The organism is Clostridium sp. LY3-2, from assembly GCF_024705715.1.
In the GTDB taxonomy this organism is placed as follows: Bacteria; Bacillota; Clostridia; order Clostridiales; family Clostridiaceae; genus Clostridium.
On sequence record NZ_JAMDLQ010000043.1, the window covers coordinates 12,602 to 27,734 of the forward strand.

At 27.2% G+C, this 15,133-nt stretch carries 24 protein-coding genes; all 24 read right to left on the reverse strand.

The features are described 5' to 3' along the window. Positions 1–5: 5 nt before the first annotated feature. Positions 6–1,865: a 1-deoxy-D-xylulose-5-phosphate synthase gene (gene dxs, locus M4I33_RS13395; protein ID WP_257917275.1), complete on the reverse strand. Its 1,860-nt coding sequence runs from the start codon at positions 1,863–1,865 to the stop codon at positions 6–8. Positions 1,866–1,880: 15 nt separating this feature from the next. Continuing rightward, positions 1,881–2,753 (reverse strand): polyprenyl synthetase family protein, encoded by an 873-nt coding sequence (locus M4I33_RS13400; RefSeq protein WP_257917276.1) that lies wholly within the window; start codon positions 2,751–2,753, stop codon positions 1,881–1,883. Further along, positions 2,740–2,961 (reverse strand): exodeoxyribonuclease VII small subunit, encoded by a 222-nt coding sequence (gene xseB / locus M4I33_RS13405; protein WP_257917277.1) that lies wholly within the window; start codon positions 2,959–2,961, stop codon positions 2,740–2,742. Before xseB ends, M4I33_RS13400 begins: the two co-directional genes overlap by 14 nt. A 7-nt stretch (positions 2,962–2,968) precedes the next feature. Beyond that, entirely contained in the window at positions 2,969–4,165 is a 1,197-nt protein-coding gene (xseA, locus tag M4I33_RS13410; protein ID WP_257917278.1) for an exodeoxyribonuclease VII large subunit, read from the reverse strand. Beyond that, positions 4,155–5,003 (reverse strand): bifunctional 5,10-methylenetetrahydrofolate dehydrogenase/5,10-methenyltetrahydrofolate cyclohydrolase, encoded by an 849-nt coding sequence (locus M4I33_RS13415; protein WP_257917279.1) that lies wholly within the window; start codon positions 5,001–5,003, stop codon positions 4,155–4,157. Before M4I33_RS13415 ends, xseA begins: the two co-directional genes overlap by 11 nt. A gap of 14 nt (positions 5,004–5,017) precedes the next feature. Continuing rightward, positions 5,018–5,419 (reverse strand): transcription antitermination factor NusB, encoded by a 402-nt coding sequence (nusB, locus tag M4I33_RS13420; RefSeq protein WP_257917280.1) that lies wholly within the window; start codon positions 5,417–5,419, stop codon positions 5,018–5,020. Between the two features lie 80 nt (positions 5,420–5,499). Beyond that, entirely contained in the window at positions 5,500–5,883 is a 384-nt protein-coding gene (locus M4I33_RS13425; protein WP_194190293.1) for an Asp23/Gls24 family envelope stress response protein, read from the reverse strand. Positions 5,884–5,966: 83 nt separating this feature from the next. Continuing rightward, on the reverse strand, positions 5,967–6,479 hold the full coding sequence (locus tag M4I33_RS13430; RefSeq protein WP_257917281.1) for a SpoIIIAH-like family protein: 513 nt from the start codon (positions 6,477–6,479) through the stop codon (positions 5,967–5,969). Between the two features lie 39 nt (positions 6,480–6,518). Next, complete coding sequence (gene spoIIIAG, locus M4I33_RS13435) at positions 6,519–7,109, reverse strand: stage III sporulation protein AG (RefSeq protein WP_257917282.1); 591 nt, start codon at positions 7,107–7,109, stop codon at positions 6,519–6,521. Beyond that, on the reverse strand, positions 7,109–7,678 hold the full coding sequence (gene spoIIIAF / locus M4I33_RS13440) for a stage III sporulation protein AF (protein ID WP_257917283.1): 570 nt from the start codon (positions 7,676–7,678) through the stop codon (positions 7,109–7,111). The genes spoIIIAG and spoIIIAF overlap by 1 nt, the downstream gene beginning before the upstream one ends. Position 7,679: 1 nt before the next feature. Beyond that, the gene (gene spoIIIAE, locus M4I33_RS13445; protein ID WP_257917284.1) at positions 7,680–8,876 is read right to left on the reverse strand and encodes a stage III sporulation protein AE; all 1,197 of its coding nucleotides are present in this window, start codon (positions 8,874–8,876) and stop codon (positions 7,680–7,682) included. Between the two features lie 8 nt (positions 8,877–8,884). Further along, the gene (gene spoIIIAD / locus M4I33_RS13450) at positions 8,885–9,268 is read right to left on the reverse strand and encodes a stage III sporulation protein AD (protein ID WP_257917285.1); all 384 of its coding nucleotides are present in this window, start codon (positions 9,266–9,268) and stop codon (positions 8,885–8,887) included. Between the two features lie 8 nt (positions 9,269–9,276). After that, positions 9,277–9,474, reverse strand: coding sequence for a stage III sporulation protein AC (gene spoIIIAC, locus M4I33_RS13455; protein ID WP_257917286.1), 198 nt, complete (start codon positions 9,472–9,474; stop codon positions 9,277–9,279). A gap of 8 nt (positions 9,475–9,482) precedes the next feature. Then, the gene (locus M4I33_RS13460; protein WP_257917287.1) at positions 9,483–10,001 is read right to left on the reverse strand and encodes a stage III sporulation protein AB; all 519 of its coding nucleotides are present in this window, start codon (positions 9,999–10,001) and stop codon (positions 9,483–9,485) included. Next, the gene (gene spoIIIAA / locus M4I33_RS13465) at positions 9,989–10,906 is read right to left on the reverse strand and encodes a stage III sporulation protein AA (RefSeq protein WP_257917289.1); all 918 of its coding nucleotides are present in this window, start codon (positions 10,904–10,906) and stop codon (positions 9,989–9,991) included. The genes M4I33_RS13460 and spoIIIAA overlap by 13 nt, the downstream gene beginning before the upstream one ends. A 120-nt stretch (positions 10,907–11,026) precedes the next feature. Continuing rightward, positions 11,027–11,389 carry a CD1247 N-terminal domain-containing protein gene (locus tag M4I33_RS13470; RefSeq protein WP_257917290.1) on the reverse strand — a complete coding sequence of 121 codons (363 nt, stop codon included), beginning with the start codon at positions 11,387–11,389 and terminating at the stop codon, positions 11,027–11,029. A gap of 60 nt (positions 11,390–11,449) precedes the next feature. Beyond that, the gene (gene efp / locus M4I33_RS13475; protein ID WP_194190285.1) at positions 11,450–12,007 is read right to left on the reverse strand and encodes an elongation factor P; all 558 of its coding nucleotides are present in this window, start codon (positions 12,005–12,007) and stop codon (positions 11,450–11,452) included. A 204-nt stretch (positions 12,008–12,211) separates the two neighbouring features. Continuing rightward, positions 12,212–12,568 (reverse strand): hypothetical protein, encoded by a 357-nt coding sequence (locus M4I33_RS13480; RefSeq protein ID WP_257917291.1) that lies wholly within the window; start codon positions 12,566–12,568, stop codon positions 12,212–12,214. Continuing rightward, positions 12,549–12,929 (reverse strand): hypothetical protein, encoded by a 381-nt coding sequence (locus M4I33_RS13485; RefSeq protein WP_257917292.1) that lies wholly within the window; start codon positions 12,927–12,929, stop codon positions 12,549–12,551. The genes M4I33_RS13480 and M4I33_RS13485 overlap by 20 nt, the downstream gene beginning before the upstream one ends. Then, on the reverse strand, positions 12,930–13,415 hold the full coding sequence (locus M4I33_RS13490) for a hypothetical protein (protein ID WP_257917293.1): 486 nt from the start codon (positions 13,413–13,415) through the stop codon (positions 12,930–12,932). After that, the gene (locus M4I33_RS13495; RefSeq protein WP_257917294.1) at positions 13,396–13,734 is read right to left on the reverse strand and encodes a hypothetical protein; all 339 of its coding nucleotides are present in this window, start codon (positions 13,732–13,734) and stop codon (positions 13,396–13,398) included. Before M4I33_RS13495 ends, M4I33_RS13490 begins: the two co-directional genes overlap by 20 nt. 101 nt (positions 13,735–13,835) lie before the next feature. After that, positions 13,836–14,264, reverse strand: a complete 429-nt coding sequence (locus M4I33_RS13500) for a hypothetical protein (RefSeq protein WP_257917295.1) — start codon at positions 14,262–14,264, stop codon at positions 13,836–13,838. A gap of 10 nt (positions 14,265–14,274) precedes the next feature. Continuing rightward, entirely contained in the window at positions 14,275–14,721 is a 447-nt protein-coding gene (locus tag M4I33_RS13505) for a type II secretion system protein (protein WP_257917296.1), read from the reverse strand. Continuing rightward, complete coding sequence (locus M4I33_RS13510) at positions 14,705–15,133, reverse strand: prepilin-type N-terminal cleavage/methylation domain-containing protein (RefSeq protein WP_257917297.1); 429 nt, start codon at positions 15,131–15,133, stop codon at positions 14,705–14,707. The genes M4I33_RS13505 and M4I33_RS13510 overlap by 17 nt, the downstream gene beginning before the upstream one ends.

A 15,133-nucleotide genomic window follows, 5' to 3' on the forward strand; every position in this document is an offset into this window, starting at 1 on the left:
CTCCTTTAAATCATCTTTAATACTTCGTTTTTAATACCTTCTGAATCAAGGCACTCTTCTTTATATAAAATATTAACATTTCCTTGTTCAATAAATTTTTCATAACCTAACGCCTTAAATTTCCCTTTAAACTCAAACTCGTTTAATCTTTCCAAAACGCTAGATCCAAATCCACCTCTTAAAATATTATCTTCAATGGTTATTATTTTATAACTTTCGTCACTTAATTTTTTCAATAAAGTATCATCAAGTGGTTTTACAAAGGTTGCATTTATTACCATAACGTCGACGCCTAATTCTTTTAAAAGTTCTACAGCTAATAGTGAATGTTGGGTCATCTTTCCTACAGATATTATTGCAACTTTACTCTCTCCGCCTGATTCTACAACTTCCCATTTACCATCTTTTATTTTTGTTAAAGGTCTTAATCCTTTAATTACATCTCCACCTCTAGGATATCTAATAGCAACCGGTGAGTTCTTTTGTAGTGCATACTCTAAAAGTATTTTAACTTCATCTAAACACTTCGGAGCTATTATCGTCATATTAGGTATTATAGATAGGTATGATAAATCAAATATTCCTTGATGTGTTTCTCCGTCTTCACCAACTAAACCAGCTCTATCAATTGCAAATACAACTGGTAAGTTTTGAATGCATACATCATGTAAGATTTGATCAAATCCTCTTTGTAAAAAAGTTGAATAAACAGCAAATACCGGCTTTAAGCCTCCGCATGCCATACCTGCTGCAAGTGTTACTGCATGTTCTTCTGCAATTCCTACATCGAAAAAATTATTAGGGAATAGCCTTGAATATTCGTTTAAACCAGTCCCATCAGGCATAGCTGCAGTTATAGCAACAATATCTTTATCTTTCTTTGAAAGTTCTATCATCGCATCTCCAAATGCCTTCGAATAACTTTTTGAAGATTTTCCTATTATTTTACCGCTTTCTGCATCAAAAGGTGAAATTCCATGATATTTACAAGGACTAGCCTCAGCTAAATCATACCCTTTTCCTTTTTTAGTTATAGTATGTATAATAACAGGTCCATTGATCATCTTAGCTTTCCTAAAAACCTCATTCATAGCTGCAATATTATGTCCATCGATAGGACCTAAATATTTTAGTCCCATATCCTCAAAAAGCATTGAAGGAACAACTAATTGTTTAATACTATCTTTAACTTTTGATAGTTTTCCTGCAATATTTTTGCCAACTTTAGATTCATTTAATTTGTGATTTACATCTTCTTTTAGCTTATTGTATTTAGGTTCCATCCTTAGATTATTTAAATATGATGAAAGACCTCCTACATTATCTGAAATAGACATCTGATTATCATTAATAACAATAATCATCTTTGTTTTATTATAGCCAACATCATTTAAAGCTTCTAATGCCATTCCACCTGTTAAAGCACCATCTCCAATTATAGCTACTATTTCATTATCTTCACCTTTTATATCCCTAGCTCTCGCCATTCCAAGTGCTGCAGATATACTTGTGCTACTGTGTCCAGTATCAAAAGAATCATATTCACTCTTTTGCCTTTTGGGAAATCCGCTCATTCCATTATACATTCTTAACTTATCAAACTGATTTAGTCTACCTGTCAATATCTTATGAACATACGTTTGATGTCCTACATCCCAAACTATCTTATCTTTTTCTAAATCAAATTGATTAAATATACTTAATGTAAGTTCAACAACTCCAAGATTTGATGCTAAATGGCCTCCTGTTTTAGAAATTGATTCTATTAAAAATCCCCTTATTTGACAAGATAAATTTTCCAAATCATTCAAACCAAGATTCTTAACATCATTAGGAGTTTTAATTTTTTCTATTAACTTTTCCATATATCCAAACCCTCTTTAATAGTCTCTATTTAATAATAACTTTGTTAATTCTTTTAATTCCTCACAATCAACTGAGATAGAATTGATTAATTCCAAACATTCTAAAGTTAAATTATTACAAAGAGCTTTGCATTTATCTAATCCATAAAAAGTAATAAAATTACTCTTATCTTTTTCAGAATCAGCACCAGTTTTTTTTCCTAACTTCTCTTCATTTCCAATTACATCTAATATATCATCTTTAATTTGAAATGCCAAACCAAGCTTATATCCAAAATCACTCAGTTTTTTTAAATCCTTTTCAGGTGCCTTCCCCATTACTGCACCAGCTACAATGGATGCTCTAATAAGTTCCGCTGTTTTTTTCATATGCATATAATTAAGTTCTTCTAAAGGGATAACTTTTCCTTCACTTATTATATCTACAATTTGACCACCTATCATTCCATCAGCCCCGGCTGCTTTAGATATTATAATTCCAGCAACTAAATGATCTTTTCCGTGTTCAATTGCTGATTCAAACATATTTACCATGGCTTCATTTAATAGTGCATCACCTGCTAAAACAGCTATATTTTCACCATAAATTTTATGATTTGTAGGTTTTCCTCTCCTTAAATCATCATCATCCATACAAGGCAAATCATCATGAATTAACGAATAAGTATGAATCATTTCTACAGCTGATGCCATTTTCATTGCATTTTCATATTCATTCATGTAAGAATTGTAAACTAGTAGCAACAATATAGGCCTAACACGCTTCCCACCAATATTTAAGCTATAATCCTGTGCTTTATATATAATATCATTAAAGCCTTCTTTATTCTTAAAATAGTTTTTTAGATATTTATCTATTTCAAGCTTTAAATCATTAATTTTTACCATTTTCATCTAACTCCACTTCTTCATTATCTCTTACTATCGATAACTTTCCCTCGTATACACTTAGTGTTTTATTTAATTTGTTAATAAGTTTAACACCTTTTTCATATTCTTTCATTGAATTTTCTAGAGACAATTTATTATTATCTAAATTATCAATTATTTCATTTAATTCTTTATACATATCTTCATAACTAACTTTCTTAGCCATTACAATCCTACTCCTTTGATATAAACTCCCCAATGACAGAACCATCTTTTAAAACTATCTCAATTTCACCTGTTTTTAGTAGCTCTTTCCTAGAACTTATAATTTTATTTTCTTTTTTTATTACTGAGTAGCCTTTGTCTAATATTCTTAAAGGGCTTAATCCATCTAATTTACCACTCATAATTTGAAGTTCTGACCTAAATGCAAATAATTTATTTTCTATATTTGAGTTTAATTTTTCTTTTAACCTATCAATCTCTATCATTTCATTAGATATTTTATATTCTGGTGAGTTTAAATTTAATCTATGAGTTGAAATCTCTAACAAACTCTTCTTACTAGTTATTATACTATCCATACTTTTTATTAGCAAAGTTTTTAAATTTTGGGCTTTTCCTTTTAAATCTTCAATATCTTTTACTGCTATCTCAGCAGCTTGGGATGGAGTTGCTGCTCTCATGTCTGAAACAAAGTCTGATATGGTAAAATCTGTTTCATGACCAACTGCAGAGATGATAGGAATTTTAGAATTAAATATAGCTCTAGCAAGACCTTCTTCATTAAAATTCCAAAGTTCCTCCATAGAGCCTCCACCTCTGCCTATTATAATTAAATCTACTGATTTGCTCTTATTAAAATAATTTAATCCATCTATTAAGCTTAAGTATGCTCTTTCTCCTTGAACTTTAGCTGGGAAGAGTACAATATCAATAGTCTTATTTCTTCTCTTTGTTACATTAATAATATCATGAATCACAGCACCTGTTTCTGCTGTGACTACCCCTATTCTCTTTACATCATCTGGTATAGGCTTCTTATTACATATATCAAACAAACCTTCTTTTTCTAATTTTTCTTTGAGAACTTGATATTTTATATATAATTCTCCAAGACCACTATTTTGTATTTCTGTACAATAAAGCTGCATACTTCCGTTAGCGTTGTATACAGAAGCTCTAGCCTTTACTACTACACTCATACCATCTTTCATAACAAAATCTAAATTATATGCATCATTTTTAAACATAACGCAATTTATTTTACTATAATCATCTTTTAAAGAAAAATATATATGTCCACTTGAGTGATATTTTAGATTAGAAATCTCTCCTTTTACAGAGAGATTATTTAATATAAAATCATTATCTAAAATTTTTTTTATGTAGTTATTGACTTCAAAAACACTTAAAACCTTAATCTTCATAATTTTTTAATGCCTCACATGAATTTTTAATCAGTAAAGTTGTTGTTAATGCTCCTACCCCACCTGGAACAGGTGTAATAAAAGATGTTTTTTCTTTTACACTTTCAAAATCAACATCCCCAGTAATTTTCCCTTCAAACTCTGATGTTCCTACATCAATAACAATGGCTCCGGTCTTTATATAATTAGAGTTGATGAATTTAGGTTTTCCTATTGCAACTACTAAAATATCTGCTCTCTTACAAACAGATTCTAAATTCTTAGTTTTAGAATGACATACTGTAACTGTAGCATTTTTTTCTAGAAACATTTCTATTGCAGGTTTTCCAACAATATTACTTCTACCTAAAATAACAACTTCAAGGCCTTCTAAATTCACATCTAAACTTTCAACAAGTGTAACAACGGATCTAGGTGTACATGGAAGGAAGGATGCTTCTCCTGAAAAAAGTTTACCTATCGATTCATAAGTTAAACAATCTATATCTTTCAACGGAGATATTGTATTAATAACTTTTTTTTCATTAATCTCTTTAGGTAATGGTAATTGTAGCATTATACCACTAATAGTCTTATCATTATTTAGTTCTTCTATTCTCATAATTAAATCTTCTTCAGATATATTTTTATCTAAAATCACTTTTTCAAATAACACACCAACAGAATTTGAAACTTTCTCTTGACTATTGATGTAATAAATAGACCCTGCATCATCACCTACTAAAACCGAAGCAATTTTAGGAAGTTTTTTTCCTTCTTCTTTTCTTTTTTCTACGATAGAATTAATATCTAATTTTATTTTTTTTGCAACTTCTCTTCCATCTATTATTTTATACACCTAAATCCCCCACTTTACATTTTTAATATCTTATCTAAAACACCGTTTATAAATGATACTGATTTCTCATCTGAATATTTTCTTGTAAGTTCTAAAGCTTCATTTATAGCAACTTTATCTGGAACATCTTCAACAAATTTCATTTCATAAACACCTAATCTTAAAATTGCAAGATTTATCTTAGAAATTCTATCTAATGACCATTTTTGTAAATTTTGCTTTATTAAATCATCTAATACTTCTTTCTTCTCTTCAATCCCATTTAAAGTACTTTTAATATATTCTAAATCTAAACTTTTTATATTACCTTCATAATTATCAACAAAAGTTTCTATTGCTTCTTCTGGCGACTCCTTTGATAACATCACACTAAATGCTAATTCCATTGCTTTTTCTCTTGATAATTTTCTACTCACTTTTTTTCCTCCTATAAGTTACGCATTGACTAAATTAATTTTTTAACAAGGAAACACCCTCTGAAATTCAGAGGGCGAAATTATTTTTCCTTAAATTCTTTTTCGTGGTCTTTCGGTAAGTAGATGTTTTGTACAAAAACATCAACTCCATCTACTACTAACCCCGTCATAGCCTCAACAGTTCTTTTAACATTCTCTTGAACTTGAGCTACAACCTCTAAAATCTTTACACCATACTCAACAGATACTTCCATTTCTATAGTTGCTCTATCTTCTTCTAAAGTAACTCTAACTGACTTACCTGATGATTTCTTTCCTTTAAGTAATTGTGAAATGTTATTTGTAACTCCATGTTGGAATTCTATAACTCCCTCAATTTCTTCAGCTGCAATACCAGCTATAACACTTACGACTTCATCAGAAATTTTTACAACACCGATGTTTTCGTTATTGAAATTATCCATTACGTCTAACCTCCTAGGTTTTGAAATTCAAAACTCTTTATCTTATGAATATTATAACAAATAAATTTTTACTTTACAATGAATTATTTTTTCACTTCTATATATACATCACTTATATTTGCAACGTCTTCTACAATTTCTTGAATTTGTACTGATGTTTTAGTATCAAGTTCTTTATTAGACTTTACAAACACCTTTGCTCTATCACCTTCAATATAACATATAGCATCTTCAAAACCTTGATTTTTTACATTAATTTCAATTCTGTTTTCACTATTAGTTTGAGTACTTTTTTTAACTAATTCATCTTGTGCCTTTTTCTTTTGGTCTTTTGATGTATTTTTATCAGCAACTACAGCTTTCAAACTATCTACAACCTCTGCATCTCCTTGTTCTTTTTCGCTTCTTGAATCATAAAAGAAATCTTTTTCCTCTTGGGCTTTCTCTTTAGATGAAACTTCCTTTGTTTGTGGGGCTATAGATGCTAAATCACCAGGGTTATTTATTCCACCTTTGTTTAATTTAATTGCTAAAATACTCACACATACTATTAACCCCAATAGTGTAAATATTATTCCAAATTGTTTACTGTTCATTTATTAAAACCTCCAATCATTTACTTATTAATTTATATGCTAATTAGATTTTGGATATACATTAACTTTACTAAGTGGAATATTATATAAATCTGAAACGGCTTTTTCAATATTATATTTAATTTTGCTTATTGAAGCACCCTCAGCTATAACAATTACACTTATAACCTTTGGTTTAATAGTTTGAGTTACAAATGGTTTATTTTCACCATTTTCTGTACTCATAACTATGTTTTCCCCACCATTTTCTTGATTCGTTTTTCTTTTTCCTCCCTCCTTATCTGTTTCTTCAGTTGTAGATTTTTGAATATCACTATTATAAGCTGGAATTTTTTCTTCTCCACCTTCAAAAGTCATCATTACAGATACCTCACCTACGCCTTGCATTTCTTTTAATATACTTGTTAATTTTTCATTTTGTTCTTTTTCATATTGATCTTTAATGTTCATTTCATTAATTACATTTTCTGAAGTTTTATCTTTTTTTGATGTTAATTCTTGTTTTTTAGGACTAAAAAAACTTACTGATATTAATATAAAAATCAATATTAGAGATACAACTAAAATCATAGTAAAATTTTTTTGCTTAAATACACTTTTTATTTCGTTTTTTAATTTTGAAAAATCCACTATTTCCCCTCACTTTCTCCTTCATAAATATTCACTTTCCCACTTTTTAAATCAAGTTCTTTTTGGATAAATTTTTTCACTGATTTATATTCATCATTTCGTAAAATTCCTTCTTCTTTAGATAAATCAACTTTTTTTATTTTCTTTATTCCTTTGTTAACTATAAAAACATCTATTTTTTCTATTGTATAATTAAGTGTTTCGTAATCTACGTTGCATTTAGATTCACATTCAAAATTATAATCTTCAAATTCTTTTTTTAATAAACTCTCAATGTTTCTATTTAAATTATCATTGAAACTTTTTTCATTAACCTTTGAATGCTCCTTTTCCCTGGCATTTGCCTCTACTTCACTTTTGTATATATATTTTGAAATTGAACTTGTCATAGTACTGCTTCCTCCATCTATAAATGAAATAATAGGATTCAGTATTACAGCCGTTAAAATTAAACCCATAACAAACTTTACATATTTTTTAAAACTATTATCCGGCAAAATAAGTTCAACTGCAGAAATAAATATTATTATTGTAATTAAAGTTATAGTAAAATTTTTAAGTAAATCCATTTTATCCTCCAACCACAAACTTACTTGCTTGTGCAATAATTCCAAGCAGTATAAAAAACATAAAACTAACTGAAATTACACACGAAAGTAAGAGTGTCATAGAATCACCAACAACAGAAATAGATGAAGTTATTCGCTTATCGCTTATAGGTTCTATCAATGCCGCTGATATTTTATATATATAAGTCATTGTTATTAATTTTATTATAGGATATAGGATAATTAATAATATTACTGTTAACCCAAGTCCAGAAATTGCATTTTTAATTATTAAAGAATATCCCGCAACAGATGTGATTGCATCTGAAAATGCTTTTCCAACTATAGGAATAAAGTTATCTACTGCAAATTTAGTGGTTTTTAATGCAACTGCATCCATAGTATCTGCCGTTATTCCTCTTATGGTTAATAACCCAATGAAAAATGTAATAATTATTCCTTGAAGCAAGAGAACTGTTTGTTTTGTAAGCTTACATAAATTATCTATTTTATGCTCTTCTGAAATATTATTTGCAAATTGAAGTGCACAATGAATTAAAATTAATGGAATAATTACAGCTTTATATATTTTAGGAATTAAAGCTACTGCTCCAAGTACTAATGGATCCATGGTGGCTGCCTGTACAATCCCACCAGATATAGCTATCATAGAAACGAGCACTGGAAGTAAAACTGCCATAAAATCACAAATATTTTTGATGACATCTGTTGCCACACCTATAGAAATCAAAAGACTTCTTGATAATATAACTATTAAAATTGAATAACATGCAAAAAAAGCTATATTAGATATACTTTCATTTTTAAATGCATCTTGTAAATTTTTTAAAAGAGAACATAATATAGCTACTGTTAAAACCGATAACATTAACTTTAATATGACTTTTATTTCTTTGAATAAGATATTTAAAATTAGTGTTATTATGTCATTTAACTCTATTCCACTTTCACCTTTTTCCATATAATTATTTATCAATTCCTCTGGATTAATATTTCCAAGGGTTTTATTGTCCCCTTTTATTTTGTTTATATAATCGTAGAGAGATTTAAGTTTTTCAGAATTTTCTTCTAAAATGTATTCTTCTGTAGTATCACTATTATTTTCAATCGCAAAAGCTTTTTCTGGCTTTAAAAAGAACCCAAATTGACATAATAAAATACATAACATAATAAAAAGACTAAATCTTTTATTTTTCATAAAATCACCTATATTATTTTAATAATAGAATCTAAAACAGCCATTAATATTGGTATTGCTAAACCAAGTATCATTATTTTTCCTGCAAATTCTACTTTAGATCCAATTGAACTAACTCCTGCATCCTTACATATTTCACTTGCAAAGGATGCTAGATATGCAATAGCTATTATTTTTAAAACAATTCCTATATAGACTGTATCAATTCCAGCCTTACTTGAAATTTCTTTTAAAAAATTTATTATGCTTCCTATTTCTCCAAGCATTAATGTAAAAATTAATACCCCAGCTGCTAATGCTACTAATATCGCTACATCATTTTTTCTTTCCTTTAGGATAAGAAAAATAAATAAAGCTATAAACGCTATGGAAATAACTCTTAAAATCAACATAAACCCACCTACATAATAAACATTGTTTTAATTGAATTAAATAAGTCTCCAATTAACGAAATTACCATTATTAATATAACTATTATCCCAACTAAATTTGTTATAGTTGCTATTTCTTTTTTCCCACCAGCTTCAAGAACTTTGTCAAGTACCATCATTATTATTCCAGCACCTGCAATTTTAAATATTATTCCTATATCAATCATAATGCCTCCTAAATTAAAAATATTGATATCATACTTCCTATACAAAAACCTAAGCTTTTATATACTTTACTATTTGTTTTTAATTCCTCTTCTGCCTCTACTATATTCAATGAAAGCCTTTTGTTTATAAGTCTAAAAACTTTATCTTGATTTTCTAAATTTGTATCCCCTAAACTTTGCAAGAAATCATCTATAATACTATAGTCATCCTTTAGTAAATATAACTTTTCTTTTTCATTTAAATATTCTTCTTTGAAAGCATCCTTTACATTATTACTGACTCCCTTTAAGAGCTTGTCAGCTACTTTTATGAGTATTTCACTTATCGGTGAATTTACTTTGCTTCCTATCACAAATAGTGCTTCTGGTAAATTCGTATTGTTAAATAAAATCTCATTTTCTAAATGCATAATGCTTTTTTGTATTTCTTTTAGCTGTATAACTCTCCTCCTAAATCTATCTGAGATTATTATTCCTAGATATGTTGAAAGAGCAGTTATAATACATAAAATAACTATCTTAAACATTTATATACTCCCTCACTTTTATCTAATGAATAGATATTAATAATATTCGAAACCCTATCTATATTACCTAAAACCACTATTGTTTCAATTATATTTTCTTCAATTAAACTCCTCATATTACTTCTTTTTGAAATATCATCGTAATTTTTACCATGTATTGAAACAATAATATTTACACCTGAATTAAATGCAATCTTAAGTGCTTCAACATCTTCAAAACTTCCTATTTCATCACAAATTAATACTTCTGGAGAAAGGGATCTGATTGCCATAATCATACCCTCTGTTTTTTGACAATTATCTAATACATCTGTTCTTATTCCAACATCCATTTGCGGTACTCCAAGGTATGAACCACAAATTTCACTTCTTTCGTCAACTATTACTACCTTCTTGCCACTTAACTTAAACCTACTATTACCATTTGAAATTAATCTTGATAAATCTCGAAGAATAGTAGTTTTACCACACTTTGGAGGAGATATTATCAATGTATTTTTCACTTTATTATCCTCTACAATATAATTAAGAAGCGGCAATGAAGATCCAATAAACTCTCTTGTCACTCTTATATTTAGTGAGGATATGTTCTTTATAGTCTTTACCCCTTCTTTATCCATTACACATTCCCCTGCAATTCCAATTCTATGTCCACCTTTAATTGTTATGAACCCTTTTTTAATATCTTCTTCATAGGCATACAACGAATAATTTGATATTCTCTGTACTATAAATTTAATATCATCTGTACTTATTACTTTATCTAATATACATTCTGTGCCTTCTTTTATAATTATCACTGGTTTATTTATTCTAACTCTTATTTCTTGAATGTGTTCTTTTTTAAAGGTTGAAATTTTTTTCCTTAAATCATTTGGTAATATTTCTAAAAAAAACTCATCCATCTACTCACTTCCTCCTCTAAAGATTATTCTTTATAATTAATATTTAAAAAACCTTAGAATTATTACTATAAATAATAAAAATATGTAAAATAAAAAAAAGCACAGATTATTCTGCGCTTTTTACTTAATATTTCCCCCACAATAGGGACAAGGAATATTTTCATTTTTACTCATAGCGGATTTCTCAATAAAAATTGGCTTATTGCAAGAATTACATGTAATTTCAACATATTCATCTTCAATATCATCTAAATCCTCAAATGATAACTCTTCAAATAATTCTTCTTGTATTCCTGATAGATCATCATCCATATATTGAATATTTTCTTGAATAGCTTCTTGATTAACAGTTAACTCTTCAACCTTTAGTGATAATCCATCTATAATTTCTAAAAGTGAATCAAAAATCATCTTTTCCTTAGACTCTTCTAAGTTTTCTACAGAGACTCTTAAAGATGAAATCTTATTTTTAAAATTATCCATTTTAACACTTCCTTTAATATTAAAATTGCTAAGTTCTATTGAACTTAGCAATTTACGTTATTAAACTCTTTCCATGTATTCGCCACTTCTAGTATCTACTCTTATAGTGTCACCTTCGTTTATGAACATAGGTACGTTAATAACAGCACCAGTTTCAACTGTAGCTGGCTTTAAAGAATTTGTTGCAGTATTCCCTTTAACTCCTGGTTCAGTATGAGTTATAGTTAACTCAACAAAGTTTGGAGCTTCTACTGAGAATGCATCACCTTTGTAGAATTTAATAATTGCAAACATATTTTCTTTTAAATATTTGATAGCTTCTTCTACTTTTTCAAAGTTTAATGGAATTTGCTCATATGTTTCTTGATCCATGAAATAGTATAATTCTCCATCATTATAAAGATATTGCATTTCTTTTCTTTCTATAACTGCTTCTTGGAACTTAGCAGTTGGGTTAAAAGTTGTTTCAGTAACTCCTCCTGAAATAACGTTTCTTAATTTTGTTCTTACGAATGCTGCACCTTTTCCTGGTTTAACGTGTAAGAAATCGATTACTGTGTACACTTGCCCTTCGTGTTCGAAAGTTGTACCTTTTCTTAAATCTCCTGCTGATATCATAAAATATCCCTCCAAAAGTATAAATTCATTCCAACTATATATGTTTATAACAATTATAATCATATTTTGGTTTCTTCTGACATAACAATGATATTTTATCAAAACTAAAGTACAAATGCAATTACTTAATAATTTTATTTAATACTTATTTAAATTTAAAACATTTATATTCATTATTATATCTAATTATTTTGTTGATTATTCTTAGGATATTTCTGCAAACACATCATAATTTTTTCCGTCAAAATTGATCATATAATTTGTTATTCTGTATTTTTCGAGAAATGTTATACTTTCTATTGATTCCTCATAATTGCCTGATATATTTACTCCAATTTTCTTATTTTCTTTATTGGTAATTTCAATTATATCTAAATTTTTAATTTTCTTTAATTCTGTTATAGTATAATTAAAATCTAATTCTGGATGCTTTTCTATAACTTTTTTGGTTTCAACATTTTTTTCTTTAGAATCTTCATTTATATAGATAAGCACCTGAAATATTGATAAACTCATTAAAAAAAATAATATAACATTTATTTTATTCAAATGTAACTTCATACCCATCTCCCTCAACTTTTACTATATTATAACTTTTAACTTTAGATAGTTCTTTTAATGAATCTAATGTATTTATTTTAATCTTCCCAGCTCCATCTTTTATTTCTGATTGACTTCCGTGATTATCTATAAACTTTAAAATTTCTGATATTTCGTTATTTTTGGAAATAGCTTCTTCTTTTATACTTTCTTTATTTATCGTTTCTACTGTATTATTTTCATTCTTACTTGATATATTAAATGATAAAAGTATTATATTTATTAAAATGAAAATTTTTATATAGGTTGATATAGTTTTTTCAGATTGTTTTAATAAATTTTCTCTATTCTTATAAGAAGTAAAATTTTTATATTTATCCATCTAACTCTCCTTAAGTTTTAAATCTTCCGTGTCAAATACATAGCCTTTGTTAACATCTTCATTATCAAATTTATAATTAACACCACTTAAGTACTTGCTACTAAATTCTAATATAGATGTTTTATTTGAAATTTTTATTTTTGTATTAACTTTATGCTTAATACATTTTGAAATATAAAGTTCTATAGGTATTACTTTTACACTTTTTTTAGTTAATATATCATTTAAAAGCTCACATTCTTTATACATATAAATGTAAGTTTCTTTACTTCTTTTATTAATTTCATAATGCAAAAGTATATTTTCATATTTAGATATTATTTCTCTTTCTATATATTGTTCAATTTCGTCTCTCTTAGTTTTACTTATTTTAAAAATTATTAGTTCTGAGTAATTTAAAATGATAGTTTTTATTTCTTTTATCTTTAAGTCTAGATAGTCTAGATTTTTATATGAATTGTTTTCATCAATTATTAATTTTTTCATATTTCACCTCCACAGACGGTAAAAGTATTACACTATCACCCTTTTTGAATTTGCAATTTTCTATATTACAAGAACATACCTCCCCATTTATGTATCTTAAGTTTCTTGAAGTATAGTAATATTTATCTTTATAATCTAACCTAAAATTATTTTCTTTTTTAACATAAACAAGTTTAGAATCAGAAATTTTCAATTCAAATCCATCTTTAAGTACGTTCTCTTTATCTAACTTTACAAGTTCTTTATTTACAACTGTTATCGCATCTTGTAATTCTATATTTTCATAATATAATGTCCCTTTACTTATGTTTTCAGTCATAATCTTCCCTCTTCGAATTATTAGAACACTAGTTGAAAACGCAATGGTTATTATAATAAATAAAATCAATATTGAATTGATTAATACTATACCTTTTCTTTTTATAACCATATAATTTCTTCAACTCCTTTTATATTCACCTTTGCATATATAAGTTTTCCCTTATTATAAAATGTTATATCTTTAACATCTTTTGCAATAACAATTTCTCCAATTAGGTATTGGTACCCATTTTTAAAAGTATATTTTTCCTGCACTAAATTATTATTTTTAATAATTAAAACAAAAAAATCATCGTATGAAGTTGTTTTTTTAATTCTACTTATTATCTGTTTTCTATATACTTCATGGGAATCAATAATTTCACTATTTAATCTGTTTTTAATGTCTACACTTATATCATTCACCTTGCATTCATTCAAACTTAAACTTTGAATATATTTATTATGCTTAAGTGAATCTAAGTATAACGTAGTTGAAATGAACAAAACTATAGATATCATTGATATAGAAATTATTAATTCTATCAAAGTAAATCCTCTACACTTTTTCCATCCAAAATTCTTTTTTAAAATCATCTTTATAAGCAATATCTCCTTTTTCTATTATCTCAAGTGAGATATTTATACTAGTATCACTTTCTTCATTTGCCTTAACTTTAAACTGTCTTTTTAGTTTATCTTCATTTGTAATTAAATCTTCTAATTTCTTTGTAAGAATATTTTCGCTAAAATGGTCTAAATTTATAAACAATTCTCCCTTTGTATTTATTAAACTAGATAAATCACATAAGCTAATATTATATTTAATTTCATTTTTAATTATTTCGATATTCTTCTTTTCTTCTTCTAAAATATTTTGAAACTTTATATGATTGTAATCTGTTGAAACAACTTTAATTAAAAATGAAGAGGTTAAAACTAAAATAGAACAAGCTACAATTACCTCGATTAGCGTAAACCCTCTAGATTTATGGTTTTTTAACATTGATATAATCTCCTTCCACAGGCCTTGATATAGAATATTCTTTATCCCCATCTTTAAACATCCAAGTAAATGGCTCAATTCTCCCATCACTTTTAATCAAGATATCCCTTTTTATACTGTTAAATCTCAAATTACTTGGTATTTTTATGCTATCTTTAACTTTGCTACTTATAGATAACTTTATCTTTTTTGCATTTTCGTCAATTATTATATTTGTGTTCATACTCTCTGAGACAGAAATCTTTTTACCAGTTGATATAAGCATTCTAAGTTCTGATATAAATTGTTCGTTAGCATTATCATTTTTTATATTATTTAGCCCTTTAAATGTCAGCGATCCAATAGATGATAAAATTAACATTATCGCTAAAACTGCTATAAGTTCTATTAAAGTAAATCCTTTATTTTTCAT

Excerpts from the sequence above, each read along its gene's own strand:
- spoIIIAC (WP_257917286.1), bottom strand. The coding sequence starts at position 9,474 with ATGATTGATATAGGAATAATATTTAAAATTGCAGGTGCTGGAATAATA.
- M4I33_RS13510 (WP_257917297.1), bottom strand. The coding sequence starts at position 15,133 with ATGAAAAATAAAGGATTTACTTTAATAGAACTTATAGCAGTTTTAGCG.
- M4I33_RS13470 (WP_257917290.1), bottom strand. The coding sequence starts at position 11,389 with ATGGATAATTTTAAAAATAAGATTTCATCTTTAAGAGTCTCTGTAGAA.
- M4I33_RS13400 (WP_257917276.1), bottom strand. The coding sequence starts at position 2,753 with ATGGTAAAAATTAATGATTTAAAGCTTGAAATAGATAAATATCTAAAA.
- M4I33_RS13480 (WP_257917291.1), bottom strand. The coding sequence starts at position 12,568 with ATGAAGTTACATTTGAATAAAATAAATGTTATATTATTTTTTTTAATG.
- M4I33_RS13430 (WP_257917281.1), bottom strand. The coding sequence starts at position 6,479 with ATGAACAGTAAACAATTTGGAATAATATTTACACTATTGGGGTTAATA.
- dxs (WP_257917275.1), bottom strand. The coding sequence starts at position 1,865 with ATGGAAAAGTTAATAGAAAAAATTAAAACTCCTAATGATGTTAAGAAT.
- spoIIIAA (WP_257917289.1), bottom strand. The coding sequence starts at position 10,906 with ATGGATGAGTTTTTTTTAGAAATATTACCAAATGATTTAAGGAAAAAA.
- spoIIIAF (WP_257917283.1), bottom strand. The coding sequence starts at position 7,678 with ATGGATTTACTTAAAAATTTTACTATAACTTTAATTACAATAATAATA.
- spoIIIAD (WP_257917285.1), bottom strand. The coding sequence starts at position 9,268 with ATGTTGATTTTAAGAGTTATTTCCATAGCGTTTATAGCTTTATTTATT.
- M4I33_RS13425 (WP_194190293.1), bottom strand. The coding sequence starts at position 5,883 with ATGGATAATTTCAATAACGAAAACATCGGTGTTGTAAAAATTTCTGAT.
- xseB (WP_257917277.1), bottom strand. The coding sequence starts at position 2,961 with ATGGCTAAGAAAGTTAGTTATGAAGATATGTATAAAGAATTAAATGAA.
- M4I33_RS13485 (WP_257917292.1), bottom strand. The coding sequence starts at position 12,929 with ATGGATAAATATAAAAATTTTACTTCTTATAAGAATAGAGAAAATTTA.
- M4I33_RS13490 (WP_257917293.1), bottom strand. The coding sequence starts at position 13,415 with ATGAAAAAATTAATAATTGATGAAAACAATTCATATAAAAATCTAGAC.
- M4I33_RS13505 (WP_257917296.1), bottom strand. The coding sequence starts at position 14,721 with ATGTTAAAAAACCATAAATCTAGAGGGTTTACGCTAATCGAGGTAATT.
- efp (WP_194190285.1), bottom strand. The coding sequence starts at position 12,007 with ATGATATCAGCAGGAGATTTAAGAAAAGGTACAACTTTCGAACACGAA.
- xseA (WP_257917278.1), bottom strand. The coding sequence starts at position 4,165 with ATGAAGATTAAGGTTTTAAGTGTTTTTGAAGTCAATAACTACATAAAA.
- spoIIIAE (WP_257917284.1), bottom strand. The coding sequence starts at position 8,876 with ATGAAAAATAAAAGATTTAGTCTTTTTATTATGTTATGTATTTTATTA.
- M4I33_RS13460 (WP_257917287.1), bottom strand. The coding sequence starts at position 10,001 with ATGTTTAAGATAGTTATTTTATGTATTATAACTGCTCTTTCAACATAT.
- M4I33_RS13495 (WP_257917294.1), bottom strand. The coding sequence starts at position 13,734 with ATGACTGAAAACATAAGTAAAGGGACATTATATTATGAAAATATAGAA.